Below are 26,999 nucleotides of genomic sequence, written 5' to 3' on the forward strand. Positions count from 1 at the left end.
GAGAGTCCTTTTTTGTCGCTTTTTTACAATGGAGGCTCGACAAATGTCGCGGCTTGGGCTATTGTGATGTCAAATGATGGTAACAAGGAGGTAAAGGTTTGACGTTTGAAACTCAAAGCGTTCCTTTGATTGCACGGCTGGAAAGCCGCAAAAATTTACCTCCGCTAAGCCCCGCCCATATTTGGCATCCGGGATTGGATGCCGAGATTGCGGCTTTGCCGGAAGCGGATTTGGCTGCGGGGCGGCCCGATGGCGAGCTATCCGCACCGGCGTGGAAGGCGGCGCTTCATCTCTGGAATGACAGCCTCGAGGCTGCACATTCGCTGATAGAACATCTTGATACCCAGACAGGTTCCGCTGTGCATGGAATCATTCACCGCCGGGAAGGCGATTATGACAATGCAAGATATTGGGTTCGCCGTACCGGTGATCATCCGGCATATCACAGCCTGCAAATTCGGGTGCAGGCCCAGCTTCGACAGCAGCGATTGCCGGCCGGCGCGGTTGGAGAAGCATTGGCTGCCATGATCGGGCAAGGGAGCTGGAACCCGTATCTTTTTACGAACGTGATTGAAATCCAGGAAACCCGGTCCTCCGACGACACCGCCCGTCATATTCTGGAACAGCTTCAGCAGTTGGAGCTTGAGGCGATGCTGCGCTATTTGGTCGGAAGGGTTGCAGTCGATTATTACTTTTAATTTCGCAGAGAAGGATTATCGTTCGCGCTCATCGAATTCATTAGCCTAGCAGGGGCTAATTCTAAACAAACTTCGAGAGGGAGAACATGATGATCAGACTGACGGGAACGAACGGTACGGAAATGCACATCAAGCGATCTGCCATCGCAGCCGTGTTCGAAGCGTCTGACAGCGACCTCGGCGAACCGGTTACCCATGTAGCAACGGCAGCCGGTACGTATACGGTTAAAGAGCCTGTCGCTTACGTACTGCGATATTTTGACGTCGACTAAAACTGAACCCGGGAGCCCTGTTTTTTTCATTCACAGGCGGACCCGGGTTTTTTGTTTATCATGCTATCGCGTTCAATTGCCGTCTTGCTTATCCTCATAAGCGACCAAAACGACGTCGAGCTCCGATTCAAGCTCGCGGATCTTTTGTTCTTCGCCATCTGACAGTTTGGCTACGGGATAGGATTCCTTCAGCGATTGATTGCCGCCCTCTGCGCTGTTCATGTCCGGAATCTCCTCAACACCTTGGGCTGACAGGCCCGTCACGATGTTTATCGTATGCGGCGGTTGTCGGATCGCTAGGTTCTATTTTTTGGCGTTGATCGTCCGGGATCCCCGGCTTGGATGGCCCTTCCGTTCGGGTGTCATAGTCGCCGGATGGGCCGCCGGTTACCGTATTCTCAGTCTCAGCCACGTAAATTCCTCCTCTTTTGTTTCAGCCTGCCTGTAGTGTACCCTGCATAAAACCCATTATCCGATCTCACTCGGTGTTGATTGGCTATAGCCCTCGAGATGCCCATCGCCCCTAATGGCTGCAGCGCTGTGCTGCGGATTGGGGTGAAAAAATCCTCTGCCCTGCAACTTGCGTCCGCCGATCGTAGTAGTCCTGACATCGACTCCGATATCCTCGGAAGCGGCAAAATGCTCAAGCAGCCGGTCGTCGCGCACCCCCTCAATGTCTATGTACCATAGTCTCGTCCCGTACTCGGATACAACCATCAATTTAGCGCGTGAAAAATTCAAAGCCCGAGTTTGCGCTCCTTGGGAGATTGTGAGATCCGCCAAGTCGTATGTTTCCATTTAGTGCACCCACTCTCCCAGCTGATATTCCGATTTTAACTTTATAGAGCGATCTGTTGCAAACCGGCGGTTGAACAGAGCATCCCATTGCAGTAGGATGGAATTCATAAGTGCTGTATTAGAGCGGGGGCAAGTTCATGAGAAAGCGCGGTATGAGGTTAGGCAAATCCGTGATGAAAATATTGATGGTTTTCGGATTTCTGTGGTTGGCGGCATTGAGCTTTGCAGGGAATGCATCTGCTCACGCCGAGTTGGAGAAAACAACGCCTGCTGCCGACTCCCGCTTAGATAAAAGTCCGGAATACATTGAACTGTTCTTTAACGAGCGCCTTGATCCCGGAGGAGCGAGACTCTTGGTATTAGATGAATCCTCTAGCAACGTTGCTGACGACGAACCGGAGTTTATCGCGGAAGGCACCGGTCTTCATCTTCCCCTTCCGAGGCTTGAGGACGGGCATTATACGGTGTCATACTCCGTTATTTCCGCTGACGGGCATCCCGTGTCCGGAGCCTACGTGTTCACTGTAGGAAGCCCGGCGGCTTTGCCGGATGGCAATCAGCTGGATCCGCATCAGCAGGTCGGCCATGCGCATGAAGTATCGGATCTCACGGTACGAGTTTTTGTGCTGTATGCTGCGAGAGTTTTGTACTATGCAGGTCTTTTGGTTGTTGCCGGCTTGTTGTTCTGGAGTATGCATCGCAACGCATCGCCTTTGGTCCGCGAAGCTCGTGATAAAGCCATCGGACTGGCCGGCAAATTCGCTTTGATCGCAACTTTGGCCTATGTCTTCTTGAGCCTGCAGGATTTAGGGGAAGGACAGCCCTTGTCCGAATGGGGGCGCATACTCATCGAGACGACAGTCGGCCGGCTGTATATCGTTCAGCTGCTGCTCGCATTCGCTGCGCCGCTTTTGCCTATGACGGGTTTGGCGGTACGCCTTTTATGGGCCTATGCCGCTTTAGTTGCAGAAGCTTGGTCTGGCCATGCGGCTGTTTACTCCCCCATCGCCTATACGGTGGGACTGGATCTTGTGCATTTGGCGGCAGCTCCGTGTGGAGCGGGGGTCTCGTTCTCCTCTTGGCTGTTTGGATGAAGGAACGTCCCGAAGCGGGCAGATTTGCGCTGTTATTCTCCAGGTGGGCACTGATCTCGTTCTTTGTGCTTTGGATAACGGGACTTCTCACGACGATGAGCTTTCTTCCTTCGCTTGAGTATCTCAAGTTCACATCCTGGGGTTCTTGGTTGATTGCCAAGGTGATTCTCTCCGTCATAGTGGCGGGTGTCGCTTTTCTCATCCGGATCCGATTGAAAAAGGGAGATTTGCCTCAGGGCATTCTGTTAAAGGCGGATCTCGGTCTTTTGGCGGCAATTGTAGTGAGTGTAGGTGTGCTGACTTATCAAACTCCCGTGCCTGCCAATCAGCCTTTACATTTTCACAAGATGGGCACGGAGATGCATGTTACCCTTGTCGTAACGCCGAATTCGCCGGGTGACAATGAGTTTACGGTCAAAATCTGGCTGCCGGAGACGGTTGGAAAAGGAAAGCCTAAAAACGTGCAGCTGCGGATGCTCCCGACAGGCCGTAAGGATGTCTCGTATATCGACGTTCCGCTCCGGGCTTACTCGGATGAAGAGCTGGACGGCTTTTCGGGCTTTACGAAGACCGCTTACCGGGCTCAAGGCCCTTATCTTCCGTTCGCCGGGGAATGGAAAGCACAGGTTCGGGTGACGGATGCGAACGATACCGAAAGAGTCGTGGAGACGGTGTATCGGATTTATTGAACGGGAGGGAATCTCGTGAAGGATAACAAGATAAAATGGCTCATATTAGCGATTCCAACTTTAACAATAGGGCTGTGGGAATATATCCGACATGCTTTTTTGCTTCCCTACATGTCCATGGAATTGGGAAATATGCTGGCTCCTTTTATCGTATTGGCCGTGACGCTGACATTAGTTAGAAGTTTGTTCTCACGACTTGAACATTCGCAGAAAGCGTTGCAGCGGGAAAAGGCCTCGAATGCGGCTCTTGAGGAGCGCGAACGGCTTGCACGGGAACTTCACGACGGCATTTCACAATCTTTATTTCTGCTGGCGGTTAAGCTGGATCAGTTAGACAAGATAGCTCCGGAAGGACAGGTACGGCAGTTGGGAGCCGGATTGCGGGAAACGGTAAGGGTGATCCATGAGGACGTTCGCCAGGCGATCGCCAACTTGCGTCTTCCGCCTTATCCGGCCGATGCGGCTTGGGTCGTACCGCTGAGGCAGCTGCTCGGCGACACGGCGGACGTTACGGAAGCGGAAGCGGAGTTTAACTGGAATATCCCCGAAGGAAGCTTGACGGACAAAGAAAAAGTGGAGCTTCATGCCTGTGTTCGCGAAGCGTTAATTAACGTTCGTAAACACGCCAGAGCTGCAAAAGTATATGTCCTGGGCGAAGCGGACGGCAGCGGCGGGTTTCGATGTGCGGTAGAAGACGACGGTCTCGGTTTTATCGGCGATCCTCTGCAGCGGCCCGGCCGGTTCGGCCTGCGTATGGTTAAGGATCGGGCTGAGCGGATGGGATGGGGATTCTCACTGGAACGTCGAGGGGACAGAACGGTGGCGGAATGGGTGAAAAGAGGAGGACAAGCGGGATGAATGGGCCGATCCGGATCCTGTTGGCGGATGATCACGAGCACGCCCTTGAGGGCATGCGGATGATCGTCTCCGAAGATCCTTTTTTTCAAATTGTAGGGGAAGCTTCAAACGGAGAAGAAGCTCTGGCGCTGACCGAAAGTCTGCTGCCTGATCTGATTCTGATGGATATCAATATGCCGGGGATGGGAGGACTTGAGGCGGTTAAAGCGATCAAGAGTCAATATCCCCTCGTGAAGATTATTATGGTCACCGTATCCGATGAGGCCTCACATCTATTCGAGGCATTAAAAAAGGGAGCTCAAGGATATTTGCTGAAAAACTTGAATCCTTCGGCTTGGCGGGACTACATTCGCGCGGTGGCGCTGGATGAGGCTCCGCTCAATCCTGAGCTCGCCCTGGCTATTTTGCGGGAATTTTCGAACAGTAAGACGGCGGCCGCTGCAGTTTCGCATGAACAGGGGGAATCATCTCCCGATAGAGAGCTGACGCCGCGGGAGCGGGAAATTCTGCAAGAAGTAGCGCGGGGGCAGACGAACAAGGAGGTGGCGGCCTCTCTTCGCCTTTCCGAACATACCGTCAAAAACCACCTGAAAAATATTTTGCAGAAGCTGCATCTGGACAATAGAGTTCAGCTCACCCGGTATGCTTTTGAACGGGGAATGATGAATCCGGATTAAGGTTTGAACTGGAGCTGCAGGCTTCTTCTCTAATTTGTCACAGAAACGGCCGCGAAATGACTCTTTCGAGTCATGTGTGTAAAGGATGGAGCGGGATATACTGGGGTACATAACGATTTCTGTACAAGAAGGGTCGGATGTGCCGATGAAAAAAAGTTTGATGTTTACGCTTGTGATGGTATTGACATTGGGATTCGCGGGATTAGCCGGCGCGCACGTGACGGTTCAGCCGAAGGAGGCACCGGCCGGATCCTTTCAGGTGTTCACGCTTCGTGTTCCATCGGAGAAGGAATCCGCTACCACCTCGGTTAAAGTGGCGATTCCGGAGGGTGTGGAAGTTTCCCGGTTCGAACCGAAACCGGATTGGACTTATGTGACCGAGAAGAATGCCGACGGCAAAATCACTTCGGTAACTTGGAAAACCTCGGGTGCAGGGCTCGGCGCAACGGAATTCGGAGAATTCCGTATGCAGGGCAAAGTCGCCGATGATGCGAAGGAATTGGTGTGGAAGGCTTACCAGACATATGCAGATGGGGAAGTTGTAGAGTGGACCGGTGCTCCGGATGCCGACAAACCTGCATCCGTGACCACGGTAACGGCGGCACAGGGCGACGGACATGGAGGCGATGGACACGGCGCGGCTGATGCAACCGCAGGAGAAGCTGCCGCGGCAGGCCGCGATACGCTGACACTGTCGCTCGCCATTGCAGGCTTGGTTGCAGGCGTGCTCGCGCTGTTGGTTGCATTGTTCCGCAAGCGGGCGTGAAAAAACCGCGGTATTGCTGCTTATAGCAGTTGAAACCGCGGTTTTTTGCTTGCTGCTCCATGCAGGAAAGTGGAACTCATCTGCTTACAGTACAAATATGATGTTTTTCATCGTCATTTTAATCTCTCAGCGGCTGAGTGAATGATAGCGATGAAATACATCACTATGCAAGTAGCAGAAGGCAATTGAAGCCTGCTCAGCCGGAAAATAAGGATGTTTTGCATTGTTGTTGGCCGATCCGGGTAGAAGTTCTGATTATTAGCGATGATTGACATCGTTGCTTCTCCAAACTAAGAAACTTGTCTGACTCCACCCGGTGAGAGTAGCGATTTTTCCCGGCTTTGCGTGAGCCGTTTGCCTAACCGGATTGAAGGCAGCTCGACCCATTTCCACGCTGCGTACGACAAGATGAAGATGGGTGCCAGTGAAAGAGCAAGAATGAGCCACGGATTAAGCTGATTGTGCAGCAGATGCACCAGCGTAAACATCACCGTTGTATGGCAGAGATACAAACTAAATGAAATTTTGCCGATAAAGGTGACCACGCGGTTTCCCAGTAAATGAGGGTATGATTGATCCTTGAGCGCAAAGATGATAATGGTCACCACACCGAAGCTGATTCCCCAGTCCGCGGCGGCGTCAGTGAAATACATAGAGCTTGTCTTCATTTCTCTGGAGTAGATGTAAGCGAGCAGCCCTGCCGCAAGTATAAGCATCTTGTTCACTTTAGTCAGCCCCGCTATCGCAGAGAGCAGCTGATGCCGATGTTTTGCGGCCAGCGCCCCAATGATGAACATCGCGGTAAAATGAAGACTGTCAAACCAGCTTGTCTGATAGCCGAGCGACGGTTGTATCCCGAAGATCCCGTTGAGCCCGCCTATGAGTGAGCAGGCTGCAGCGGCTAAGAGCGACATTTTCCAGCTGAATCGGTTGATTATGATCATGATAAAAGGGAATATCAATGAAATTCTCATCTCATGAATCAGCGACCAAACGACCGGATTATAGGTGCGGGTTTCGTGATTGCCCAGAATGTTCAACTGCTCGAGCACAGTGCTCCCCGTCACTTCGATACTCCATTTGTTGCTCATCCAAGCGCTTAAATGTGTAACGCCGCCCTGGTACAACATTTGACTCATCATCAACGCAACGATCATGGCGGCCATGAAAGGCAGATAAATTCGCGATACACGTTTTACCAGATAAGGGAAGTAAGCAAACTCCTTACCTTTGTAGAACGGCAGAGAAAGCACAAATCCGCTTAAAATAAAAAAGAAAATGACCGCTTCGTGACCACCCACAAACAGGTAGAGCGGCGACTCCTCGAGAAAGGACGGCAAATGCATGACAACATCGAAACTGTGGCGAATTAACACCACTAACGCGGCGAGTCCGCGCAATGCATCCAATTGATGGAAACGACCGCCTTCGCCCAGGGGAATGCCGGCATTTTTCACAGAAAACACCCCCTTAACTTAATAGTTTAATTAACCATCTAAAGCTGTTTTGAATATGTAAATAAGGTGAAGGTAAAACTTGCTTGCGCATTCCGGATAACCTATAATGGTTTGTAAATCTTGAAATGCAGTGATGGAGAAGAGTAAGCAGTGCCTTCTTGCAGGGAGGGAGCGCCGCAGACTGGGAGCGTTCCTAAGAAATCAGGCTGCTGAAGTTCGCTCCGGAGCAGTCCTTTGAACAGCGGGGATTCTTTCCGCCAGAGTAGAAGGAACCGGCCGACGGCACGTTACGCCGTATGAAGCGGGAATGTCTATGGCGCGCAGCGCTGCGGGTTGAGCGAACAAGCTCATACCGGCTCGGACATTTCAACAAAGGGTGGTACCACGGTCTTTTCGTCCCTTACGGGAGAGAAGGCTTTTTTTATTTCTTTTTGACAAGGAGAGAAGCTCGATGAGAGACCGATTGGAAGCTCTGCGGCGTGAGGCGCTGGAACAGCTTCAAGGCGTGGCGGATGCAAGCAGGCTGAACGACTTGCGGGTCCAGTATTTGGGTAAAAAGGGACAGCTGACAGAAATTTTGCGGGGCATGGGCGCGTTAAGCGCTGAGGAACGGCCGATCATCGGCCAGGTGGGCAATGAAGTTCGTGCAGCCATTGAAGCCGTAATTGCAGAAAAGCAAGAAAGCTTTGACCGCGCCGAGACCGCGAGGAGGCTGCAGGCGGAGACGATTGACGTCACATTGCCGGGTAAAGCGGTCCAAGTCGGTGCGGTGCACCCGTTGAACAAAGTGGCGCAGGAAATCGAGGACATTTTCCTCGGAATGGGTTATACGATTGCGGAAGGCCCTGAAGTGGAAACCGATTTCTTCAACTTCGAAGCGCTCAATTTGCCCAAAGACCATCCGGCGCGCGACATGCAGGACTCTTTTTACATCACGGATGAAATTTTGCTCCGCACACACACTTCGCCGGTACAGATTCGCACGATGAAAGCCATGAACGGCCAAACGCCGGTTAAAGTGATCTGCCCGGGCAAAGTGTACCGAAGGGATGACGACGATGCGACTCACTCCTTCATGTTTCACCAGATTGAAGGTCTGGTGATCGCGCCGAATCTGCGGATGAGCGATTTGAAGGGCACTCTCCTTCAGTTCGTGCAGGAGATGTACGGCTCGCAAATGCAGATCCGGCTTCGTCCGAGCTTCTTCCCTTTCACCGAGCCGAGCGCGGAAGTGGACGTTACCTGCGTGCAATGCGGAGGACAAGGCTGCCGGATGTGCAAGCATACCGGATGGATCGAAATTCTCGGCTGCGGGATGGTTCACCCGAAAGTACTGGAACACGGCGGCTATGACCCGAACGAGGTGACGGGCTTCGCATTCGGAATGGGTGTGGAGCGCATCGCTCTTTTGAAATACGACATTGACGATATTCGCCATTTCTATGGGAATGACGTGAAGTTCCTCGGTCAATTTGCCAAAATGTAACGGCGAACGAGCAAAGCATTTATTTCGAGAAAAATGAGGGGAGTTTCCCATGAACGTTTCTTATCGGTGGTTATCCGACTATATCGACTTGAGCGGCATCACACCGCAGAAGCTGGCGGAGATGATGACACGCGGCGGGATCGAGATCGATTCCGTTCCATCGCGCAACAGCGGTATCAACAACGTCGTCGTCGGCTATGTGAAATCGCGGGAGAAACATCCCGATGCCGACAAGCTGGGCGTCTGTATCGTTGATGCCGGGACAGGCGAGGATCTGCAAATCGTATGCGGAGCGCCCAACGTGGCTGCCGGACAGAAGGTGCCGGTAGCGAAAGTCGGCGCAAAATTACCCGGCGATGTGAATATCAAGCGGGCGAAACTGCGCGGTGTGGAATCGCAAGGCATGATCTGCTCCGCACGCGAGCTGGGCATGAACGACAAGCTTTTGCCGAAAGACCAGCAAGAAGGCATTATGGTGCTGCCGGGAGATACGGAGATCGGCACGGATATTCTTGAAGTGCTGGCATTGGAGGATTCGATTCTGGAGCTGGATTTGACGCCGAACCGTTCAGACTGCCTGAGCATGCTCGGTGTAGCTTACGAGGTGGCGGCTTTGACCGGCCGGCCTCTGACGCTGCCGGATCCGTCGAAGGATTTACATGCGTCTGCGGACAAGACGGAGGATCATGTTAAGGTCTCCATCGGTAATCCGGAGGTCTGTTCGCTCTATACCGCACGTTATATCAAAGGCGTGAAGATCGGACCTGCGCCTCAGTGGATGCAGAACCGTCTCATTGCCGCGGGCATCCGGCCGATTAACAACATCGTTGACATTACGAACTATGTCATGCTGGAGTACGGTCAGCCGCTTCATGCTTTCGATGCGGCCAAGGTATCCGGCGGACGCATTGAGGTGCGCCTGGCTCGAGAGGGCGAAGTGCTCGTTACTCTGGACGATCAGGAGCGTAAGCTGCAGCCTCATATGATTGTCATTGCCGACGGTGATGACAAGCCGATCGGTCTGGCGGGTGTGATGGGCGGAGCGAATTCTGAAGTGACACCCGAGACGACGGATATTATTCTGGAATCCGCCAAGTTCGACGGCGGCGCCGTGCGCCGCACTTCCCGGCAATTGGGATTGCGGTCGGAGGCGTCGGCCCGTTTTGAAAAAGGGGTGGACCAGGGCCGGGTTCGTGAAGCTCTGAATCGCGCGGCTGTGTTGATGGTGCGTCATGCGGGCGGCCAGCTCACCGAAGGAGTTGCGGAGGCGGAGACTGCCGATGTGGAACCGGTCAAGGTTGAATTGTCGCTGTCCCGCGTAAACGGCATGCTGGGAACCGACCTGTCCTCTTTGGAGATTAAGACGATCTTGTCCCGCTTGCAGTTTGATGCTGTTGCGAATGGAGAAGGCTCCTGGACGGTTACCGTTCCTACACGCCGCGGCGATATTTCGCGCGATGTGGATTTGGTCGAGGAAGTGGCGCGTTTGCACGGGTATGATGAAATCCCGACCACGCGCATCGAAGGGCCTGCGACCACGGGAGCGTTGACTAAATCCCAGGCGATACGCCGTGAGCTTCGCTCGATTTTGACGAACGGCGGACTTCAAGAGGCGATCAGCTATTCTGTTACGTCATTGGAACAGGCTCATTTGTTTAAGGAGTTAACGGATGGCGCTCTTCCGATTGCTCTGGCTATGCCGATGAGCGAAGAGAGAAGCGTGCTGCGCACCGCGCTGCTGCCGAGTCTTTTGGAATCGGCGGCTTACAATCTGAACCGCAAGAACAATGCGCCGGCACTGTTCGAAATCGGCAGCGTATACCATTCCGATGAAGAGGTTCTAACCCGGCTGCCTCAGGAGAAACCGCGCGCAGCTTTGCTTGTTGCCGGGAACCGTCGTTCGGCGAGCTGGAATCGCGCTGGTGAGGCTGTTGATTTTTATGACGCAAAAGGTTTGCTGGAGACGGTATTCGATCGGTTGGGATTGGCTGGGCTGATCGCATACGAGCCGGCGCAGCCTTCAGGATTCCATCCGGGAAGAACGGCCGCAATCACGCTGAAGACGGAACGGGGAACGGAAACGATCGGTTACGTCGGGCAGCTGCACCCCGACTTGCAAAAGCAGTTCGATCTGCCCGACACATATGTTGCCGAGATTGAATTGTCTGCGGTATATGACCATGCGGACCGCCGGATCAAGTATCGAGCGCTGCCGCGCTACCCAGCAATGGAAAGAGACATTGCCGTTGTTGTCGACCGTGCTGTTTCGGGAGGCGCGCTGACGGAAGCGATCAGATCGGTCGGCGGCGAGCTGTTGGAATCGGTGGAGGTGTTCGACGTATACACCGGGGACAGGATCGGCAGCGACAAGAAAAGCGTTGCTTTAGCCCTGGTGTACCGTCACGCTGAGCGCACTTTGACGGATGAAGAAGTGTCGGCGGTTCACGCCCGTATTCTGGAAAAGTTGGAACAATCTTTCCACGCCGAGCTGCGCAAATAGGCAGGAAACTGCCGTCGTTGCAGCGAATACGTGTAGACAACAAGTGATCGGGATCGTTCGCTGTAACTTATTTTCACGTCCGTTGACATAATGGACGCAGGTAGGAGGGACACGCCGTGAATGCCAATGAAAAAACGCGTGTGACCGTTGACATATATGGAACGCAATATACGCTTACGGGTCACTCCAGTTCGGATCATATGAAAAGAGTTGCCTCGCTCGTCAATGATCAAATGTATAAGGTTGAATCCGGGGCACCGCGATTGGATTTGCCGCGTTTAGCGGTACTGGCTGCAGTAAATATGGGCGATGAGCTGGTACGTCTGCGCTTGGACACCCAGAGGCTGCAACAAGCTGAAAGCGAGCGTGTCCGTCTGTTGGAGGAATTGGAACGCCAGAAGGCGGAAGCCGCGCAAGAGCTGGACAGCATCATCGCACAGGCGACTGCGGAACTGGAGAGAATGAGGGCCGAATCCGCCGAGCGAGAGGAAGCTTTGAAGGCCGTTGCGGTTGATGATCTGGCGGCTTCCAAAGCTCAGGCAGATAAGGAACTGGAGAGCATAAAAACCAAGTTTGCCGAGCAGTGGTCCGCTCTTAAAGCCGAGCTTGAAGCGGGGAAGGTCTCCTCATCGGCAATGAAAGATGAGCTGGAAGCCGCATATACCGTGCAGATCGAACAATTCAAACGAAATCATGCCGTTCTTGCTGAGAAGTCCGAAAGCCGGCACGCTGCGGAGCTGAAGGCGGCAGAAGCGAAATATGCGGCCGAACTGAACGCCGCGCTTAAGGAAAAGCAGACGTTTGTGCGGGAACGTGAAGAGTGGCATGTACGGGAGCAGGAATGGAATAAGCTGCGCGGTCAGCTGGAAGGTGATCTCGAGCATTGGCTCCGGGAAGCGGAGGATAAGCGCCGGGCCGTTGCGGAGCAGCAGGAAATGCTGCAGGCGATCGAAGCGCAGACGCAGGAGCGAATCCGCGAGCATGCGGCAGCCCGCGAGAAGGCGGAGCGGGAACGCGACGAGCTGAGCGGCATGCTTCGGGAGCGAGAGGAGCGCGACAAGTCGTCGCGCGAATCGCTGCAGCAGATGCAAGAGCGGCTTGTCGCCGCTCAGCGGGACGGGCGCGCCGCAACGGAACGGGCTGCGGCGCTGGAAGCACGGGTGGCCGAGCTCAGCGCGGCCGAGGCTGGCATTCGCGAAGCCGCGGAGCGGGCGTCGCGCGAGCTTGAGGCGGCCAGAGCGGAAGCGGCCGCCGCGGGTTCTCGCGAGGCGGAGTCGACCGCCTCGCAAGAGCAGCTGCGCGAGCAAGCTGCTCGCGGGCTGCGGGCGCAAGCGGAGCTTGATGCGCTCAAGCGGGAGCACGCCGGGCTGCGGAGTGAATACGCGAAGCTGCAGACGGAGTACAACGAGTGGATCGATTTGTTGGAACAACCGTGAGGAGTGTCGGAGCTGTGACTTTAGTCGCTGACTTAGGATCACAGCTCTTTCTATTTGCATTGTCGATGAGGTGTAGGGGCTACAAACACTAGCTATTTCGGAGCTTCATGAGCCAAATCAGACAGAGATAACCGGAAAAACCTGCTATCTCGAGTCTTCAGGAGCTAAATCAAACGGAGATAGCCAGAAAATCATGCTAACTCGAGTCTTCAAGAGCCAAATCAAACGTAGATAACCGGAAAAACCTGCTAACTGGGGCTGCGGATGATTCGGGGTCGTGTAATTAGTTGGAAAGCGGATAAACGGAGGAACGAGGCTAGTCGCAATTTCGAGATTGTATAGAAAATGAACTAACGCCGCGCATTTTGAGGCTAATCGCACAGAGATCGTATAAAAATTAAACTAACACCGCGCACTTAGAGGCTCATCGCACAAAGATCGTATAAAAACTATACTAACGGCGCGCATTTTGAGGCTAATCACAGAGAGATCGTATCAAAACTAGACTAACGCCGCGCACTTAGAGGCTCATCGCACGGAGATCGTATAAAAACTAAACTAACGCCGTGCACTTGAAGGCTGATTGCTCGGAGATCGTATAAAAACTAAACTAACTCCGCGCACTTGAAAGCTCATCACATTTTCCTGTGGAGTAACCGCGTGCGCGAGCTCATTGTGATCCACTCAAGCCAGCAAACAAAAAAAGTGCAAAGCTGTCACCAGCTTGCACTCAACGCCTTACTTTACTGTAATTTTCGATACCATTTGGGCATGGCCGGCGCCGCAGACGATACTGCATCTGATTGGGTAGGTGCCTGCCTTCAAGGTGACGACTTGCGAATCGTTCCCCCGAATATTGATGTCGGTGCCTTCGACCTCAACGCCGTGAGCGCCCTTCAAGTTTTCCACCGTAATTTTGACGGGTGTGTCCTTCGGAATTACATATTCAGGCTGGTCGAACTCCCAGCTTGTCGCTTTTATCACAATTTCTTGGGACGCCTCTTGCGCCGGCGAAGCTTCATTACCCGCAGAACCGTTATCGTTGCTTCCTCCGCAAGCAGAAAGCGTAAGCATCATGACAACCGCGGCGAGCAGCAATGCAAGCTTTTTAGACATGTTTCTTTCCCCCTTAAATCAAAGCTATGGTAAGCACAGCCAATTGTAACATATGTAACTCCATACAGCCTATGTCGAAACCATGACAATAACACAAACCCCCTGACTCGGCAGGGGGTTTGTGTTCGTCTGGCGTCAACTGCGCGGATTGTCGCGTCCGCCGGCTCCGCCCTTAACCGTATCGAACGGGTTGGCCACGGGAATGAACAGGTCGATGATCCCGATGACCAGAGCAGCCAGGATCGCGCCGATCAGCGTCGCCCTCACATTGTCAACAACGAACTGAGCTAACCAAATGACGAGTGCGCTCGTTAAGAACCCGACGATGCCCCTGCCGAAAGGTGTCACCCTTTTGCCGAAAATTCCTTCAATGATCCAACCGAGCAGCGCGATAACCAAAGCGAGCAGAAGGGCACTGCCGAAGCCCCCTACGGAAAATCGGGGCACTAGGTAACTAACGACCATCAGGACGATGGCAGAGACAATGAACCGAACCACTGTGCTTAAAAAACGCATCATGCTTGACCTCCTCAACATTGAGGTTTTAACCGTTGAAGCGCCGGTTTGATGTATAGTGTGTCCTATGTTCTTTCCAGTATGTGCGCCGGTTTCTCAAGTTCTCCAGATTCGGCTATAATATAGGTCGAAGGAGTTGAATATCGCCGTGAACGACAAGGCGTTATATACATTAGAATACCAAAAAATCATTCATCGCCTCACCGGATTGACGGCCACCGGCTTAGGCCGCGAGGAGGCAGAACAGCTCAAGCCGTCCCGTGAACTGCAGATAGTGGAGCGCAGATTGGCCGCAACGGATGAAGCGGTTCGAGCGGTGTCGTTGAAAGGCACTCCTCCCTTCGGCGGAATAACGGATGTAAGGCCCGCTCTTCGGCGCGCCAAGCTGGGCGGCGTGCTGCAGCCGGCTGAATTGATGAGTGTCGCCCAATTCATTATGGGATCGCGCAGGCTCACCCGGTATATTTCCTCGGCTGCAGAAGAAACTTCCATGCCTTTATTGGAAGATCTGTGCGAGCCATTAACCGATTTCAAGCCGCTTGAAGATGAAATCCGGCGCTGCATCGACGAACAGGGGGATGTGCTGGATACAGCCAGTGCGGAGCTCGCGTCTTTGCGCCGGGATATCCGGGTGAATGAGGGCCGCGCAAGGGAGAAGCTGGAAAGCCTGATCCGATCTGCGTCCATTCAGAAAATGCTGCAGGAAACCCTCATTACGATGCGTAACGATCGCTATGTTATCCCTGTGAAACAGGAATATCGGGCGCACTTCGGCGGCATTGTCCATGATCAATCCGGGAGCGGGGCGACGCTTTTCATCGAGCCGGAAGCGGTAGTGCAGATGAACAACAAGCTCCGTGAGCTGACAATAAAAGAACAAAACGAGATCGAACGAATATTGCGCAGGCTCAGCGAACAGACGGGGGAACGTGCGGAGCTGCTTACGGGGGACGCGGAAATTTTAGGGCGGATCGATTTTATTTTCGCCAAAGCCGCGCTCGCAGAGGCGATGTTCGCCACATTGCCTGCTATGAATGCGGAGGGACGGTTGTACTTGCGCAGGGCCCGCCATCCTCTGATCGATATTAAACAAGTGGTGCCCATTGACATCGAGCTCGGAGAAGATTATTCCGCTATCATCGTTACAGGACCCAATACCGGCGGTAAGACCGTTTCACTGAAAACGATCGGCTTGCTCAGCCTGATGGCCATGTCCGGCTTGTTCATTCCGGCGGATGACGGCAGCCGCCTATGTGTATTCGACGGCATCTATGCCGATATCGGCGATGAACAGAGCATTGAGCAGAATCTGAGCACTTTCTCCAGTCATATGACGAATCTCATTTCCATGTTAGGACAGGTCACTTCGCAAAGCTTGGTGCTGCTCGACGAGCTAGGGGCGGGCACCGATCCGGCAGAAGGCTCCGCTCTTGCCATCGCCATACTCGAGCATTTGCACAGGGTCGGCTGCCGGTTGATCGCCACGACCCATTACAGCGAATTGAAGGCTTATGCTTATAACCGTGAGGGCATCACCAACGCCAGCATGGAGTTTGATGTCGCTACATTGAGGCCGACTTATCGGCTCTTGGTAGGCGTCCCTGGGCGCAGTAACGCTTTCGCTATTGCGGAGCGGCTGGGTCTGCCGGCCGGCATTATCGACCATGCCCGCGGGGAAGTGAGCGAGGATGAGCTGAAGGTCGATACGATGATTGCTTCCTTGGAGCAGGACCGGATTCGGGCGGAATCGGAACGGAAGATCGCCGAGAGCTGCGCCGGGAAATAGAAACATTGCAGAATCAAATTCAGGAAGAGCGCCAACGCTTCCAAGAACAAAAAGCCAAGCTTATGGAGGAAGCCCGGGAGCAAGCCCGCGCATCCGTCGCCAAAGCCAAGCGCGAAGCGGAAGAGATCATTTCCGATCTCCGCAAGCTTGCGATGGAAGAAGGGGCTTCCGTCAAGGAGCACAAGCTGATTGAAGCCCGCAGGCGTCTGGAGGACGCGGTGCCCGCACCGGCAGCGAAGCCGGCAAGAACAACCGGCGGGAAGCCGGTTAAGCTCGAGCCTGGCGATGAAGTGAAGGTTTTCAGCCTGGGCGGGCAAAGAGGGCACATCGTAGAGCTGTCAGGCGATTCGGATGCGCTCGTTCAGCTCGGGATCATGAAAATGAAGGTGCCCCTTGCAGACTTGGAGCCGGTTCGCAAAACCGCGCAAGCCAAGCCGCAGGCACAAGCAACGATCGTCAAGCGTTCCAGGGACGAGAATATTCGTACGGAGCTCGATTTGCGCGGCGCGACACTGGACGAAGCCATCATGGAGTTCGACCGTTTTTTGGATGAAGCGTTTCTGTCCAATCTGGGGCAAGTGTACGTGATACATGGTAAAGGTACCGGAGCTCTGCGGACCGGAATTCAAGAGTTTTTGCGCAAACACAAGCATGTCAAAAGCTATCGTTTGGGGCAATTCGGGGAAGGCGGAGCCGGTGTGACGGTAGCCGAGCTTCACTGATTGGGGGGTTTGCAGATGCAGAGTTTGGTCGATACGGTAATGTCTAACGCTTTTTCAGCGGTGCTCGCTTATTTCTCTGTAGGAATTCTCGCTTTGATTGTGTTTCTCGCTGTCTTTGAATGGGTGACGAAATACGACGGCTGGAGCGAAATCCGCAAAGGGAACCTGTCCGTGGCGATGGCGACGGGCGGTAAAATATTCGGCATCTGCAACATTTTCCGATTCTCGATCGAGGCGAATGATACGATCTATCTCAGCCTGCTGTGGTCCGCGGTCGGGTTTCTGCTTCTGCTGGCCGGCTATTTTCTATTCGAGTTTTTAACGCCCGTTCTCCGTGTCGATGAAGAAATCGCGCGGGATAATCGTGCGGTCGGCTTCTTGGCGATGATTCTATCGGTCTCCTTGTCCTACATTATCGGCGCCGCGGTCATTTAAACGGAGGAATCGCAATGAAATACCTTTGGGGTACGTTGTTTGCTTTGGCTGTTTTGTTCTTCGCGATCGGTATCATATATATGATGAAGGAGGGTTAACGAATATATGGCAGTTACTATTTGTCCTTGGTGTCAAAGTGAAGTGCCGCACGAGGAAGGCGAGGAGCCCGAAAAATTCTGCCCGGTGTGCGACAATGAGATGGACGGTTATCGGACGCTGAGGGTGAACGTCGGCTCCGAAGAGGAAGAAGAGGAACAGGAAGAGGAAGAAGCAGAGGAAAATGACGACAGCGCAATAGATTGGAATTCGGACGTGGCAATGAGCGAAAAAGACGAAGCGTTGCTTCGGTTCGAAGAAACGGTTGCGGAGATTTTGGATGAGCAGGATTTGGCGCCGGAATGTCCGCAATGCCGTGAATACATGTTGGAGGCCGGTGAGCAGCTCATATCCGGCGAGCAGTTTCGTCCCCGCATTCCTGAAGCTCTAGGTCAAGCGGTTCTTGAAGCCCCGTTTGCTTTGACCGTATATATGTGTCCTTCTTGCTTCACTGTCCAGACCACACTTGCGGAAAACGACCGGCATCATGTCGCCCGCCGCTTGAGCGAGGCTTCGACCAGACGCACTGGAGGCCATCCATGACACGGGTCGTTCAATCCGTAACGGACTTGATCGGCGATACGCCTGCGGTCCGGCTTCAGCGGCTGCCAGGTCCCGATGACGCCGAAGTTCTCGTGAAGCTGGAGAAAATGAATCCGAGCGGCAGCGTTAAGGACCGCGCGGCCTACGGGCTGCTGCAAGATGCGGAAGAGAAAGGGCTCATTCGCGAAGGTTCCGTCATTATCGAGCCGACCAGCGGCAACACCGGGATCGGCTTGGCCATGATTGCCGCCGCCAAGGGGTATCGGCTTATTCTCGTGCTGCCGGACAACATGACGCCTGAACGTATTGCCTTGCTTCGCGGCTATGGCGCCGAGGTCGTGTTGACACCGGCGGCAGAGCGTATGCCTGGATCGATAGCGAAAGCTCAGCAATTGCTCGCAGAAATTCCGGGAAGCTATATGCCGAACCAATTCGAGAATCCCGCCAATCCCGACATACACCGGATCACAACAGCCGTGGAAATATTGGAGCAAACCGAAGGCAGGCTTGACGCTTTTGTGGCTACGGCAGGTACGGGCGGCACGATCACGGGAGTCGGTGAAGCGCTGAGAGATAAACTGCCGCAGCTTCATATCGCGGTGGTGGAGCCCGCCGGATCACCCGTATTGTCAGGGGGACAACCCGGGCCGCATAAGCTGGTCGGGACAAGTCCGGGCTTTGTGCCGTCGATCCTGAACACCTCGGTGTACGACGAGATCATTCAGGTTAAGGACGAGGATGCGCTGGAGACGACACGCCTGCTTGCACGCCAAGAAGGAATACTCGTCGGCCCTTCATCCGGAGCTTCCGTCTGGGCTGCTTTGCAGATCGCCCGCCGGCTGGGCCGGGACAAGCGTGTGCTCTGCATCGCACCGGACACGGGTGAGCGGTATTTGAGCATGGATATCTTCTGAAAATGGTTTGTTTTTAGTCAAATCGGGGAAATATGAGAAAATAGATAATATTACCTATTCAATAAGGGGCTCAACCCGATGCAGCCATTCGAACACATTAGCGAAGACTACAGCTTCGATGAGACATTCGACCAGCAATCGTTATTGCAGCTCGCTGCCGAAACCGCTTCATCCATCGGCAACCCGCATCTGCTGCAGGTTTATTCCCACATGGTCGACGTGCATATGCAGCATTATCATGTGCTTATGAACAGCCTGCACAATCACTAGACACACTCAAGCAGCCGGCTCCCCTGATCGGAGAAAGCTTTCCGACAGGGGAGTTTTTTGTTTTAATCGCTTTTCATGCTGCCTGTTTTTGAGGTAAGATGGATAGTAATTCAGGAGGGATCTCGATGAACGAATTCAAACACAGCATCTTGGATCTGCTCAAGGAAGACGCCCGACTGTCCGCCGCTACCATCGCAACGATGCTTGGGGCAGATGAGAAGGACGTTTCCGCCGCAATTGCGGATATGGAGCGCGATCATGTCATCGTAAAATACACGTCCGTTGTGAACTGGAGCAAAGTGGACGAAGATAAGGTTACCGCACTCATCGAGGTCGAATGTACCCCTCAAAGAGGAAGAGGCTTTGAAAGCATCGCAGAGCGCATTTATCTCTATCCGGAAGTGAAATCCGTTTATCTGATGTCCGGTGCATACGATCTGCAAGTCGAGATCGAAGGCAAGAACTTGAAGGAAGTCGCTTCATTCGTCTCCAACAAGCTGTCAACCATCGAGAATGTCATCTCCACCAAAACCTTTTTTATATTGAAAAAATACAAACAGGACGGCATCATTTTCGAAGAATTCGAAGACGATCACCGCTTGCCGGTATCTCCATAAGCAGCAGTCCTCGTAAAGGAAGAAGCCCGATGATAAAAGATGAAGAAAAGCCGCAAGCTTTGATGGAACAGTCTCGCAGCAACGGGATGAACCAGTATTTGGCAGCGAATGCGCGAGCCATACCTCCGTCCGGTATCCGGCGTTTCTTTGACTTGGTCAACGCGAGCAAAGATAAGGACATTATCACCCTCGGCGTCGGCGAACCCGATTTTGTGACTCCATGGCGGGTAAGAGACGCTGCGGTGTATTCGCTTGAAAAGGGCAAAACGCAGTACACTCCGAACGCGGGAATGCCGGAGCTGCGTGAAGCGATCGCACAATACTTATCCAACCAATTCAATGTAAGCTACGATCCTGCCAAAGAAATGCTCGTTACGGTCGGAGGAAGCGAAGGGATCGATCTGGCGCTCAGAGCGCTGGTTGAGCTTGGGGATGAAATCCTCATTCCGGAGCCGAGCTACATCTCTTATTCTCCGATAACGACACTGAGCGGTGGAGTCGCAGTAGGCATAGAAACTTTCGCTGAAGATCAGTTCAAGCTGACGGCCGAGAACTTGAAGGCGGCCATTACGCCGAAATCGAAAATTCTTGTTCTCTGCTACCCAAGCAATCCGACGGGCGCGATTATGAATTATGAGGAGCTTCTGCCCATCGCGAAAGTTGTCGAGGACAACGATCTGATTGTTATTTCCGACGAAATTTACGCGGAATTGACTTATACCGACACGCAGCATGTTAGCTTTGCCGCCCTTCCGGGTATGAAAGATCGTACGATACTCGTCAGCGGTTTCTCCAAAGCTTTTGCGATGACAGGCTGGCGTATGGGCTATGCTTGCGGGCATCCGGATCTGATCGGCGCAATGCTGAAGATCCATCAATATACTGTAATGTGCGCTCCGATTATGGGGCAGGTCGCCGCATTCGAAGCGCTGACCAACGGGCTGGAAGAAAAAGACCGTATGGTCGAATCCTATAATCAGCGTCGTCGTCTGGTCGTCCAAGGATTCCGCGAGATGGGACTTGACTGTCACGAGCCGCAGGGTGCGTTTTACGCGTTTCCTTCCATTCGGTCAACAGGCTTGACATCCGAGCAATTTGCAGAGAGGCTCATCCAGGAAGCTAAAGTGGCTGCTGTGCCGGGACATGTTTTCGGTAAAGGCGGAGAGGGCTTCATCCGGTGCTGCTACGCAACCTCGGTGAATCAATTGACGGAAGCGTTGGAACGGATCGGCGCATTTTTGCGAAAATTGGGTTAAGACGGTAGAAGGCCTCCAACAATCGTGTTCGAATTGATGACGAGTCCGCTGCAACCACCATGGCTCTTTAACCCGCTCAAGATTTTGTTGTGAAAAGGGGGAAAAACATGGGCGCGGCAGAACCCAATTCTATGGACATCCCTGTTGTTTACCGGAAGAGCTTTTACGACTCCAAGCTGATGGGCGAAATCGATAAGCTCCGCAAAGAGATGATCGATTCGTTCATCACGCAAGACTCTCTTAATTCAGGCGCGGTCATGGAGCTTAGCCGCCGGCTGGATCAAAAAATCAATCAGTATATGAAACAAGCACTTATCCGTCGCGATGAGGCTCGGTGATATTTTTCTCCGAGTCTCTTTTTTCTTTTGGGAGAAAATGTGTTTATGCTATAGTGAGGATAGTCTATGACGCTCGGGGCGGGAGGACAGTCCATGCTTTGGTTAATATCCGGCGGGATCGCCAGTGGAAAATCGGCCTTTGCAGAGGAATTGGCACTCAGCGTGGGCCGCGAAGCGATTTGCTTGTCATGTCCTGCTCTGCCCGAAGCTCAAATATATGATAGAGAACGGCAGCATCCGCACGAGGCGGACTTCTGCTGGACGGATACGGATGCAGACGATACTTTGGCCGCAAAAATCAAATTCATTAACGTGCAATCCAATTTTTTTTCGTGCGGAGCACAGGGTGTTGGTGGTAGATAGTATATCCGGATGGCTTCGCGCTCTTGTCAGCAAAGCTCAACCAGGAAATCTCCGCGCTGTGCAACCGCAAGTGGAGGCTGCATGGGCCGAGGTTCTGGATGCGGTTTTATCTTTTCAGGGTAAAATGATAGTTGTAACGGAAGATGCGTCCGCCGGGTTATCGCTTGGATCGTGGGAGCAGTGGTATACATACAAAGTGGCCGATGCGAATCGTACTTTGGCGGAGGCGAGCCATACATTTTACCGTGTCAATGCCGGAGTCGCGGCGGAAGTAAAAGGCTACCGAGTGAAACGGGGGAATATCCATCATGAAAATATATACCCGGACCGGAGATGAAGGCCAAACGTCGGTAATCGGCGGAAGAGTGCGTAAAGACGATGTCCGCGTGGAAGCTTACGGCACGATTGATGAGTTGAACTCCTGTGTCGGCCATGCGGCTGCTGTTGCAGCGGGCGGGCACACCGGGAAATGGGGCGATCTTGTAGAGCAGTTGACGATCATTCAGCATGAGCTGTTCGATTGCGGCTCCGATCTTTCTTACGCGCAGCCCGAGCCGGAGAAGATGAAGGTCGAATCTGCGATGATTGACAGGTTGGAAGCATGGATCGATGCCTATGAACAGGAAACCCCGCCGATCAAAAGGTTTATTCTGCCCGGAGGCAGCGAGCCGGCAGCGCTTCTTCATGTATGCCGGACGGTGTGCAGGCGTGCGGAAAGAAGGGTCGTATCGCTCGCCGGCGAGCAGCCATGCCCGGAAGCGGTGCGCAAGTATTTGAACCGGCTTTCGGATTACTTCTTCACCGCCGCACGCGCCGCTAACGCTCGTCTTGGCGTGTCGGATGTCGAATATGAACGCGGAGCGGATGTTTTCCGGCGGAGGTCATCATCTCATGAATGACGAAAATTCAGGCTACTATGCGCCGGTTGAGTTTGTCGCCGAAGCTGCCGATGACGGCCGCTATTTGCGGGATGTGTTAAGAAAGCGTGTGGGCATCTCGCGCCGGCTCATGATCCGCTTGAAAACGTCCGACGAAGGCTTGACCGTCAACGGTGAACGGGCTCGGGCGATGGATACGATCCGCGAAGGAGATGTCATCGCGATGCGAATGGAAACGGAAGTTTCCGAAGATATCATGCCGCAGCCGATGCATCTGGATATTGTTTTCGAGGATGACCACTTGCTGGTTGTGAACAAACCGGCGGGATTAATCGTACACCCAACCACCGGCCATTATTTGAACACGCTGGCTAACGGTGTAATGCATTATTGGCAGGAACGCGGAGAGCGGGTCCGGTTTCGTCCTGTTAACCGATTGGATGAACATACTTCGGGGCTCGTTATCGTCGCGAAAAACCCTTTTGCCAATCAGCAGCTGGCTGCGCAAATGAAAGAAGGCACCGTGCAGAAGGAATACCGCGCCTTTGTCTATGGCCGCGCGCCTGAGCTAGAGGGTGAGATCAACGCACCGATCGGCCGCGAGACGGAAGATCCGCATCGCCGGGTTATTCGGGAGGACGGTGCTCCGTCGCAGACGTTCTATGAAGTAACGGCCAGCTACATAGGCAAAGCAAGCGCATTGGACGTGCGGCTCGGTACCGGCCGGACTCATCAGATCCGGGTACATCTGACCTCCATTGGCTGTCCGTTGATCGGTGACACGTATTACACGGATCCCGAATGGAGTAACAGTGAAATTGCCGGCAGGCTCTCCACGATTATAACTCGTCAGGCGCTGCATGCCGTGAGATTGAGTTTTGCACATCCGGTAACGGGAGAGCTTATGAAACTGGAAGCTGCGATGCCGGAAGATATGCAGCTGCTCGAGAAAGAGCTGCTGTCGATGGAGACCGATTATTTCGCCCATCTTGCCGATAAAAAATAATAAGAGGTGTTCTGCAGCGTGACACGAAAGTTGAAGGTTTACCATTATCCCGCATGCGATACTTGCCGTAAGGCGGTCAAAGCGCTGCAGCAGCAGGGGTATACTGTGGATCTGCATAACATTAAAGAGACGCCTCCTTCCGCCGAGGAGCTTCGTCAACTTATTCCGCTAAGCGGTCTGCCCATTGCCAAGTGGTTTAATGTTGCCGGTGAAGTGTACCGGGAAATGGGCTTGAAAGATAAGATTAAGGATATGAGCGATGACGAGAAAATAAAGCTTCTCGCTTCCAACGGCATGCTGATCAAGCGGCCGATCGTGACAGACGGTAAACGGGCATCCATCGGTTTCCGTGAAGAGGATTTCGCCCGGATATGGTATAATTCATGATGGCGCAACAATGGAGATCACAGCGGCTGAACCGTTTGGGCTCGGCGATCTTTGCCGAGGTGGCGGAATGGAAAAGAGAAGCCCGCAATAACGGGTTGGACGTCATCAGTCTTGACATCGGAAGCCCGGATCAGCCTCCGGCTGAAAAGGTTCGAGCGTCTTTAGCGGCAGCTTGCGAGCGCCCGGATGTATATCGGTATCCGGGAACGGAAGGCTCTGTCCGGTTTCGAGAGACAGTGGCCAAGTGGTTTCATCATCGGTTTGGGGTAGAGCTTGACCCGTATGGCGAGGTACTCGCACTCATGGGAACCCAAGATGGATTAGCGCATTTGGCGCTCGCCATAACCGATCCCGGCGATGCGGCGCTTCTGCCGGATCCAGGTTATCCTGTATATGGGGCGGGACTGGCTGTAGCCGGTGTGGAAGCGATACCTCTCCCTCTTTCAGCGGAGAACGGCTATCTGCCTGATTTCGATGCCGTTCCACAGACGGTATGGGATAAAGTGAAGTTTATGATCTTGAACTACCCGAGCAATCCTTTATCTGTTACGGCCGACTTGGCTTTTTTTGAACGGGCTGTGGATGCGGCGCGCCGTCACGGGGTGCTGCTGGTGCATGACAATGCATACAGCGAAATGGCATTCGACGGCCTGCGTCCTCCGAGTGTATTGGAAATTCCGGGCGCTGCAGATGTGGCAATCGAGTTTCATTCACTGTCCAAATCGTTTCACATGGCGGGCACGCGCATCGGTTTTGCTGTAGGCAATCGGCAAGTATTGTCGGCTGTGCGAGCTCTGAAAGATAATATAGACTTTGGTGTATTTCTAGGCACGCAGGAAGCAGGAATCACCGCCTTAGAGATGGGTATGTACGACCCGCAGCCTGTTGCGGCATTATACGAGAAACGCAGAGATGTGTTCGTGAACACTCTTCGTCATCAAGGTTGGAAAGTTCCTGCCCCTCAAGCGACTATGTTTGTATGGGCCCCTGTTCCTGAAGGATGGAGTTCTCGACAAATTTCCCGGGCAATTTTGACCGGTACGGGAGTCGCATCTATACCCGGAAACGCTTTTGGCGAGCGGGGTGAAGGGTACATCCGTCTGGCGTTGGTCGAATCTGAAGATAGATTGATAGAAGCTGCGAGGCGGATCGGCGAATTTCTTAAGACTACAGAACCATTGGGGAGAACGGATCATGAATGAACAGAAAGTACTGCTGGTAGACGGCATGGCGTTGCTGTTCCGAGGATTCTACGCCAATTCTTACGGCGGGTTTATCAGAAAAACAAAAGCGGGCCTTCCTACCAATGCCGTATATGGCTTCGTTAAGTATCTGATGGATGCTTGTAAAACTTTTAATCCTACTCATGTGATCTGCTGTTGGGATTTGGGAAGCAAAACTTTCAGAACGGACAAATTTGCAGACTATAAAGCGAACCGGCCGGAAGCTCCCTTGGAGATGATTCCGCAATTCGATTTGGTCAAGGAAGTCGTCAGCGGCTTCAACATTCCCAACATCAGCTTTCCCGGCTATGAAGCGGACGATTGCATCGGCACTTTATCGCGGCAGCTTAGCGAACATATGGAAGTCCTCGTTCTGACGGGCGACCACGACATGCTGCAGCTGGTAGACGAACGGGTTAAGGTCGTCATTATGAAAAAAGGCGCATCCAATTATGCCGTCTATGATTGCGACAAACTGCTGGAAGAGAAACAGTTGACCGCGAAGCAATTTATAGATCTGAAAGGTCTGATCGGCGACACCTCTGATAATTATCCGGGGGTGCGGGGCATCGGTGAGAAGACAGCGACAAAGCTGCTGGTCGAATACCTATCGATCGAAGGAATTCTTGAAAATTTGGCATTGCTCCCGAAAAGCGTGAAGGCAAAGATTGAAGCCGAGCTTGAGATGCTGCACTTGTGCCGAGAGCTGGCTACAATCAGCTGCGACGCACCGGTCACCTGCTTGCCCGATGAATGCCTATGGCGGCCGGATTCGGCCAAGATCGCGAAGATGTTCGCGGAGCTTGAGTTCAATAGTCTGGTGAAGGATGTCAGCTTTATCGCGGTATCATAAATTTTAGTAAATAAACAAGCCCGGCCGATGGCCGGGCTTTTCCAATGGACCGTCAGTGCTAGCTTCCCTGACGGTTTTCTAAAGGACAAATTGTCCGTATCAACGACAGTTTACGGCAAAACGCCACGCATGCGGACAAATTGTCCTTAACAGCGCCGAAAATAAGGGCATTGCGGCTTCAAATCCTTTTGATAAGCCCTTTTTGTCCGCAAGAATAGGCAGCCGCACAGTAATGAGAGTTGATAAGGACAATTTGTCCGCATGCTCAAAATCCGTTCAACTTGGGGGTGAACCGTGGCTTTTGCCGCCGTTCTCTGCATGCGTGTCGTGGTCGCCGGGGTAATCTCTGTCCCTGCCGGCATGGAGTGCGCGATTTTCGTAGGTGAAAGTATTTGGCGGCCGTTGGTCGTCCCGCCATGGGGTGCTTTTGCCTAACGATTCTTGGGCCATCGGCGAACCGTAAGGGCCTTCCGGGAATTCCTCGGCGGTCAGGTCATTGCGCTGCGATTCGACTGTAGCCAGATCGGTGGTCGGTTGTTTGTTCTCTTTCATGAATTCGGACACTTGAAGACTCCCCCTCATAAGGGACAATTTTGCAGTTAGAATGTCCGTTTCTTGAATCTTTAGTCTGTAAAGATTACCTCTCCGAGAACCAAAACGAGAAACTGAGCGAGTTCGGAAGCCTCTTCTTCGTTAATCCGAAAAGCCGCCTCGAGCACGCCGTCTTCCTCCAGATCATCGGGTCCCAGAATTGCGCTGCGCCCGAATTGCAGATCGGTTACAAGTTTCTTCCCATAAAACCGGTTTGTCGTAAGGATCGCAAGATCGAACCGTTTCAAGCCGGGGGTTATAAAAGTGACAAAGCGTGTTTCCGTCTTTTCCGTAGTATCCGATAAAAAGTCGAAATCCTTCATTTCCATAAGTACAATTCCTCCTCAGAAGCTGAGCT

Annotated in this window: 32 protein-coding genes and 1 pseudogene; 25 read left to right on the forward strand and 8 right to left on the reverse strand. The window is 53.2% G+C overall.

The features are described 5' to 3' along the window. Positions 1-98: 98 nt before the first annotated feature. A complete protein-coding gene (locus tag SD71_RS11565) occupies positions 99-698 on the forward strand; it encodes a hypothetical protein (protein WP_052476179.1) in 600 nt (199 codons plus the stop codon). An 86-nt stretch (positions 699-784) separates the two neighbouring features. Continuing rightward, positions 785-970, forward strand: coding sequence for a hypothetical protein (locus SD71_RS11570; protein WP_041062874.1), 186 nt, complete (start codon positions 785-787; stop codon positions 968-970). Between the two features lie 72 nt (positions 971-1,042). On the opposite strand, the gene SD71_RS23985 is transcribed toward SD71_RS11570, so the two are convergent. The 3 genes from SD71_RS23985 to SD71_RS11575 are packed head-to-tail and all read right to left on the reverse strand — an operon-like array spanning position 1,043 to position 1,768. After that, positions 1,043-1,192, reverse strand: a complete 150-nt coding sequence (locus SD71_RS23985) for a hypothetical protein (protein WP_161793380.1) — start codon at positions 1,190-1,192, stop codon at positions 1,043-1,045. Positions 1,193-1,205: 13 nt separating this feature from the next. Next, positions 1,206-1,382 (reverse strand): hypothetical protein, encoded by a 177-nt coding sequence (locus SD71_RS23990; RefSeq protein ID WP_161793381.1) that lies wholly within the window; start codon positions 1,380-1,382, stop codon positions 1,206-1,208. 56 nt (positions 1,383-1,438) lie between these two features. After that, positions 1,439-1,768: a hypothetical protein gene (locus SD71_RS11575; RefSeq protein WP_041062877.1), complete on the reverse strand. Its 330-nt coding sequence runs from the start codon at positions 1,766-1,768 to the stop codon at positions 1,439-1,441. A gap of 137 nt (positions 1,769-1,905) precedes the next feature. Here SD71_RS11575 and SD71_RS22210 point away from each other — a divergent pair, with 137 nt between their 5' ends. The 5 genes from SD71_RS22210 to SD71_RS11595 all read left to right on the forward strand — a co-directional run bounded on the left by SD71_RS22210 (position 1,906) and on the right by SD71_RS11595 (position 5,852). Further along, positions 1,906-2,862, forward strand: a complete 957-nt coding sequence (locus SD71_RS22210; RefSeq protein WP_052476180.1) for a copper resistance CopC/CopD family protein — start codon at positions 1,906-1,908, stop codon at positions 2,860-2,862. Beyond that, positions 2,847-3,551, forward strand: a complete 705-nt coding sequence (locus SD71_RS22215) for a hypothetical protein (protein WP_152619425.1) — start codon at positions 2,847-2,849, stop codon at positions 3,549-3,551. The genes SD71_RS22210 and SD71_RS22215 overlap by 16 nt, the downstream gene beginning before the upstream one ends. A gap of 15 nt (positions 3,552-3,566) precedes the next feature. Next, on the forward strand, positions 3,567-4,409 hold the full coding sequence (locus SD71_RS11585; RefSeq protein WP_041062880.1) for a sensor histidine kinase: 843 nt from the start codon (positions 3,567-3,569) through the stop codon (positions 4,407-4,409). After that, positions 4,406-5,086, forward strand: a complete 681-nt coding sequence (locus SD71_RS11590) for a response regulator (protein ID WP_041062883.1) — start codon at positions 4,406-4,408, stop codon at positions 5,084-5,086. Before SD71_RS11585 ends, SD71_RS11590 begins: the two co-directional genes overlap by 4 nt. Positions 5,087-5,231: 145 nt before the next feature. Next, positions 5,232-5,852 (forward strand): YcnI family copper-binding membrane protein, encoded by a 621-nt coding sequence (locus SD71_RS11595; RefSeq protein WP_041063234.1) that lies wholly within the window; start codon positions 5,232-5,234, stop codon positions 5,850-5,852. Positions 5,853-6,142: 290 nt separating this feature from the next. Here SD71_RS11595 and SD71_RS11600 read toward each other — a convergent pair whose 3' ends face one another. Next, complete coding sequence (locus SD71_RS11600; protein ID WP_041062886.1) at positions 6,143-7,309, reverse strand: acyltransferase family protein; 1,167 nt, start codon at positions 7,307-7,309, stop codon at positions 6,143-6,145. A gap of 451 nt (positions 7,310-7,760) precedes the next feature. Here SD71_RS11600 and pheS point away from each other — a divergent pair, with 451 nt between their 5' ends. From pheS to zapA, 3 genes are all read left to right on the forward strand, one after another. After that, a complete protein-coding gene (gene pheS, locus SD71_RS11605; protein ID WP_041062889.1) occupies positions 7,761-8,795 on the forward strand; it encodes a phenylalanine--tRNA ligase subunit alpha in 1,035 nt (344 codons plus the stop codon). Positions 8,796-8,844: 49 nt separating this feature from the next. Then, entirely contained in the window at positions 8,845-11,295 is a 2,451-nt protein-coding gene (gene pheT / locus SD71_RS11610; protein ID WP_041062892.1) for a phenylalanine--tRNA ligase subunit beta, read from the forward strand. Positions 11,296-11,411: 116 nt separating this feature from the next. After that, on the forward strand, positions 11,412-12,731 hold the full coding sequence (gene zapA / locus SD71_RS22220; RefSeq protein ID WP_052476182.1) for a cell division protein ZapA: 1,320 nt from the start codon (positions 11,412-11,414) through the stop codon (positions 12,729-12,731). A gap of 738 nt (positions 12,732-13,469) precedes the next feature. Here zapA and SD71_RS11620 read toward each other — a convergent pair. Together SD71_RS11620 and SD71_RS11625 are read right to left on the reverse strand one after the other, a co-directional pair. Further along, positions 13,470-13,847 carry a cupredoxin domain-containing protein gene (locus SD71_RS11620; RefSeq protein WP_041062895.1) on the reverse strand — a complete coding sequence of 126 codons (378 nt, stop codon included), beginning with the start codon at positions 13,845-13,847 and terminating at the stop codon, positions 13,470-13,472. 135 nt (positions 13,848-13,982) lie between these two features. Then, on the reverse strand, positions 13,983-14,363 hold the full coding sequence (locus tag SD71_RS11625) for a phage holin family protein (RefSeq protein ID WP_052476204.1): 381 nt from the start codon (positions 14,361-14,363) through the stop codon (positions 13,983-13,985). Positions 14,364-14,511: 148 nt separating this feature from the next. On the opposite strand from SD71_RS11625, the pseudogene SD71_RS11630 reads away from it, so the two are divergent. From SD71_RS11630 to SD71_RS11700, 15 genes and pseudogenes are all read left to right on the forward strand, one after another. Continuing rightward, positions 14,512-16,871 (forward strand): annotated as a pseudogene (locus tag SD71_RS11630) (endonuclease MutS2). A gap of 15 nt (positions 16,872-16,886) precedes the next feature. After that, the gene (locus SD71_RS11635; protein WP_041062898.1) at positions 16,887-17,306 is read left to right on the forward strand and encodes a DUF350 domain-containing protein; all 420 of its coding nucleotides are present in this window, start codon (positions 16,887-16,889) and stop codon (positions 17,304-17,306) included. Positions 17,307-17,411: 105 nt separating this feature from the next. After that, a complete protein-coding gene (locus SD71_RS11640; protein WP_041062901.1) occupies positions 17,412-17,945 on the forward strand; it encodes a hypothetical protein in 534 nt (177 codons plus the stop codon). Further along, positions 17,942-18,859: a cysteine synthase A gene (gene cysK, locus SD71_RS11645; RefSeq protein WP_041062904.1), complete on the forward strand. Its 918-nt coding sequence runs from the start codon at positions 17,942-17,944 to the stop codon at positions 18,857-18,859. The genes SD71_RS11640 and cysK overlap by 4 nt, the downstream gene beginning before the upstream one ends. A gap of 78 nt (positions 18,860-18,937) precedes the next feature. Then, positions 18,938-19,129: a hypothetical protein gene (locus SD71_RS11650; protein WP_041062906.1), complete on the forward strand. Its 192-nt coding sequence runs from the start codon at positions 18,938-18,940 to the stop codon at positions 19,127-19,129. 125 nt (positions 19,130-19,254) lie between these two features. After that, the gene (locus tag SD71_RS11655; protein WP_041062909.1) at positions 19,255-19,746 is read left to right on the forward strand and encodes an Lrp/AsnC family transcriptional regulator; all 492 of its coding nucleotides are present in this window, start codon (positions 19,255-19,257) and stop codon (positions 19,744-19,746) included. Between the two features lie 29 nt (positions 19,747-19,775). Continuing rightward, on the forward strand, positions 19,776-21,002 hold the full coding sequence (locus SD71_RS11660) for an aminotransferase class I/II-fold pyridoxal phosphate-dependent enzyme (protein ID WP_041062912.1): 1,227 nt from the start codon (positions 19,776-19,778) through the stop codon (positions 21,000-21,002). 107 nt (positions 21,003-21,109) lie between these two features. Then, positions 21,110-21,340, forward strand: a complete 231-nt coding sequence (locus SD71_RS11665) for an aspartyl-phosphate phosphatase Spo0E family protein (RefSeq protein ID WP_041062916.1) — start codon at positions 21,110-21,112, stop codon at positions 21,338-21,340. A gap of 93 nt (positions 21,341-21,433) precedes the next feature. Further along, positions 21,434-21,703, forward strand: coding sequence for a bifunctional adenosylcobinamide kinase/adenosylcobinamide-phosphate guanylyltransferase (locus SD71_RS25580; RefSeq protein ID WP_041062919.1), 270 nt, complete (start codon positions 21,434-21,436; stop codon positions 21,701-21,703). Further along, positions 21,693-22,040, forward strand: coding sequence for a bifunctional adenosylcobinamide kinase/adenosylcobinamide-phosphate guanylyltransferase (locus SD71_RS25585; protein WP_268747738.1), 348 nt, complete (start codon positions 21,693-21,695; stop codon positions 22,038-22,040). The genes SD71_RS25580 and SD71_RS25585 overlap by 11 nt, the downstream gene beginning before the upstream one ends. Then, positions 22,012-22,602 (forward strand): cob(I)yrinic acid a,c-diamide adenosyltransferase, encoded by a 591-nt coding sequence (locus SD71_RS11680; RefSeq protein ID WP_041062925.1) that lies wholly within the window; start codon positions 22,012-22,014, stop codon positions 22,600-22,602. Before SD71_RS25585 ends, SD71_RS11680 begins: the two co-directional genes overlap by 29 nt. After that, on the forward strand, positions 22,595-23,587 hold the full coding sequence (locus tag SD71_RS11685) for an RluA family pseudouridine synthase (RefSeq protein ID WP_052476183.1): 993 nt from the start codon (positions 22,595-22,597) through the stop codon (positions 23,585-23,587). Before SD71_RS11680 ends, SD71_RS11685 begins: the two co-directional genes overlap by 8 nt. Before the next feature lie 18 nt (positions 23,588-23,605). After that, complete coding sequence (locus tag SD71_RS11690; protein ID WP_041062928.1) at positions 23,606-23,974, forward strand: arsenate reductase family protein; 369 nt, start codon at positions 23,606-23,608, stop codon at positions 23,972-23,974. After that, entirely contained in the window at positions 23,974-25,176 is a 1,203-nt protein-coding gene (locus tag SD71_RS11695; RefSeq protein ID WP_041063244.1) for an aminotransferase class I/II-fold pyridoxal phosphate-dependent enzyme, read from the forward strand. The genes SD71_RS11690 and SD71_RS11695 overlap by 1 nt, the downstream gene beginning before the upstream one ends. After that, positions 25,169-26,050 carry a 5'-3' exonuclease gene (locus SD71_RS11700; protein WP_200889591.1) on the forward strand — a complete coding sequence of 294 codons (882 nt, stop codon included), beginning with the start codon at positions 25,169-25,171 and terminating at the stop codon, positions 26,048-26,050. Before SD71_RS11695 ends, SD71_RS11700 begins: the two co-directional genes overlap by 8 nt. 276 nt (positions 26,051-26,326) lie before the next feature. Here the strand turns inward: SD71_RS11700 and SD71_RS11705 are convergent, their stop codons facing one another. Both SD71_RS11705 and SD71_RS11710 read right to left on the reverse strand, forming a co-directional pair. Then, complete coding sequence (locus tag SD71_RS11705) at positions 26,327-26,614, reverse strand: hypothetical protein (protein WP_200889592.1); 288 nt, start codon at positions 26,612-26,614, stop codon at positions 26,327-26,329. Positions 26,615-26,673: 59 nt separating this feature from the next. After that, positions 26,674-26,970 (reverse strand): DUF3055 domain-containing protein, encoded by a 297-nt coding sequence (locus SD71_RS11710; RefSeq protein WP_200889593.1) that lies wholly within the window; start codon positions 26,968-26,970, stop codon positions 26,674-26,676. Positions 26,971-26,999 lie beyond the last annotated feature (29 nt).

The organism is Cohnella kolymensis, assembly GCF_000829465.1.
GTDB classification, from domain to species: domain Bacteria; phylum Bacillota; class Bacilli; order Paenibacillales; family Paenibacillaceae; genus Cohnella; species Cohnella kolymensis.